General features: G+C 46.3%; 2 protein-coding genes. One reads left to right on the top strand and one right to left on the bottom strand.

All coding sequences use genetic code 11. From position 1 onward, the window contains the following. The first annotated feature begins 160 nt into the window (after nucleotides 1-160). Nucleotides 161-1,264 (top strand): hypothetical protein, encoded by a 1,104-nt coding sequence (locus Q0546_RS04040; protein WP_298790764.1) that lies wholly within the window; start codon nucleotides 161-163, stop codon nucleotides 1,262-1,264. 135 nt (nucleotides 1,265-1,399) lie between these two features. Here the strand turns inward: Q0546_RS04040 and Q0546_RS04035 are convergent. Beyond that, the coding region (locus Q0546_RS04035; RefSeq protein WP_298790762.1) for an iron-sulfur cluster assembly scaffold protein at nucleotides 1,400-2,303 on the bottom strand (904 nt) is incomplete at its 5' end.

Here is a 2,303-nt window from a genome sequence, read left to right as displayed (position 1 = left end):
TTTGTCACTAAAATATTCTACATTAACGATTATCGGAATTTTAGGTATTTTGATAGGAGAAATAGAAAATTTAAATTATGTAAATTGGAATTTGTGGTAGATGGATTTTGGTGATGATATAGTTAAAATTTAGGCTAAAATAACAAAAAAGGAGGCGAAAATGCAAACTCAAAAAGATAAAATCGCCGTCGACATCAGTCAAATTCCACAAGATGCTTTAAAAAGTTACGATAATTGGCGCTTTGGTAAGAATTTATTTATCGGGCTTTCCACAACTTTTATAGTGCTTCTTTTTTCTTTCTTGGTAGATCCTGCACACCCATCATCACCTTTTTTATTTGCTGTGGCGCTTGGTGCGTCTGCTGCGTTAATACTCTTTTCATTGAGCTCGCCTAGACGCAAGCGGTATAGTGTATTTTTGTTTAGCGACGAGGGTAAGGCCTTTACCTTGATATGTACTGAAACTATCGCGCTCTTTTTCATTGCGGCGAGCTTATATGCGTTATTTTTGGATGCGGCTTTTAGTACGCCAACGACCGTGCAGGCGATCTTTATCACGATAATTATGCTCCCCATCGCAATAATAGCCCACAATGCCAACGACGAATTTGCTGCCGATGAGACCGTGTATCTGCCGCAAAGAGTACTAAAATCGCAAGAAAAAATCAGCGAGCTAGTCGCTGACGAAACGACTAATGGGCAAAATTTAAGTCAAGCGCAAGCCAATCAAAGCGACGCAACCGAATCTGAGCCGAAATTTGAGAGCGCGAGCCATGAAACCGAGCTAGGCCAAAGCGACGAGGAGGTCGAAGCGCTAGAATACGGCAAAGCCTTAGCGTCAATTCCTGAAAATTTAAAGCGCAGATATCAGCTGCACCGCTTGATTAGGTTTGCCTTTGTGAGCGCTGCTGCGATGGCTTTTTTGATTTTGTTTTCATCTAATGTTGATAAATTATACTGGGTATTCATAGTTAGCGTCGCTTGCGTAGGCGTATTTTTTATTTCGGAGCGCAGGTATAGTAAACTTTTCGTCGAAAATCCCGAAAAAAGCAATACGATTTTTGCGATAGAAAATTTTGCGATCATGACGCTGGTTTTGTATTATCCTGTCGGCTCGTTGTTTTTGGAAGGCAAGGCTGTTCATAGAGACACATCGGCATTAGTTTTTGTCTATCTATATATACCGCTGATACCGATACTGTTGATAACGACCGTTGTTTGTTTGGCTCGTAATTTAAGCTTTTATAAGGAAATAAAAGAGTGAAATTTAAAAATGGGGTCAAATCTGACGTTAAAATTTGCAAATAAAATAGAAAAAAGAGTAGGGCGGCTAAATTAACCGCCCGAATTTAATCAAATTTGAGGCCTAAGCCGCATCAAATTTGCGGTGCAAAGCAGATCAGATAGGTAGGACGCGGATATTTGGGCTGAGGTTTTCTTGTAATACGTTTTCGATCGCGTATAGCGTACCAGTCGCGCCGCTCGCGCAGCCGCTGCAAGCGCCCATATAGCGGATATAGACGTCAAATTTGCCCTCGGCATCCTTTTGTAGATCAAGTATCTCCATGTCGCCTCCGTCCATCATCAGCATCGGGCGGATCTCTCTGTCGATAACGCTCTCGATGGCCTTTAGTTGGCCCACGACGGTCATGCTCTCAAAGCTCACGTCGTCAAATTTGCCCGAAACCTGTGCGTCGATGACGGCTTGCTTTTTCTCCTGCTCCATCTCGGCTCTGGTGTCTGCAAGGATGTCCACGAGATAATACTCGCGCTTTTCGTGCCCGCCAGGACGCACGCAGGACTTGCAAAAGGCGCCTGCTTTGGTGTACTGCGTGATCTCCTCGACCGTGTGTAGGTCGTTTAGGCGGATAACCTCTTTGATCGTGCCTAGGCTCACGCGCGCGCACTCGCACACGATGATCTCGTCCTCGAAATGCTCAGGATCTACACCCTTGTACTGCGCCGCTGCGGCCTTGATGACGTCGTAGGCCATGACCGAGCAGTGCATCTTTTGAGGCGGGACGGCTGGGACGTCGGGTGTGTCGCGCATAGCTTTTTCTACGTCGATGTTTGTGATTTTGACCGCTTCGTCCACAGTCTTGCCGACGCAAAGCTCGGCCATCGTATCGGAGCTCGCCACGGCCGTGCCGCAGCCGAAGCTTTTAAATTTAGCGTCCATGATGCGGTCGGTTTTCTCGTCCACGAGCCAGTATAGCCTCACTGCGTCGCCGCAGCTCTCTGCGCCAAAGTCCGCCACGATGAGCTTACCGCCCCTTGCTTTTGCCTCGTCCTCGGTGATCTCG

This window comes from uncultured Campylobacter sp. (assembly GCF_937997465.1).
Lineage (GTDB): Bacteria > Campylobacterota > Campylobacteria > Campylobacterales > Campylobacteraceae > Campylobacter_A.
This window is presented reverse-complemented; position numbering and strand designations above follow the sequence as displayed.

Bases quoted from the DNA above. Each gene is read 5' to 3' on its own strand.
- Q0546_RS04040 (WP_298790764.1), top strand. From the start codon at position 161: ATGCAAACTCAAAAAGATAAAATCGCCGTCGACATCAGTCAAATTCCA.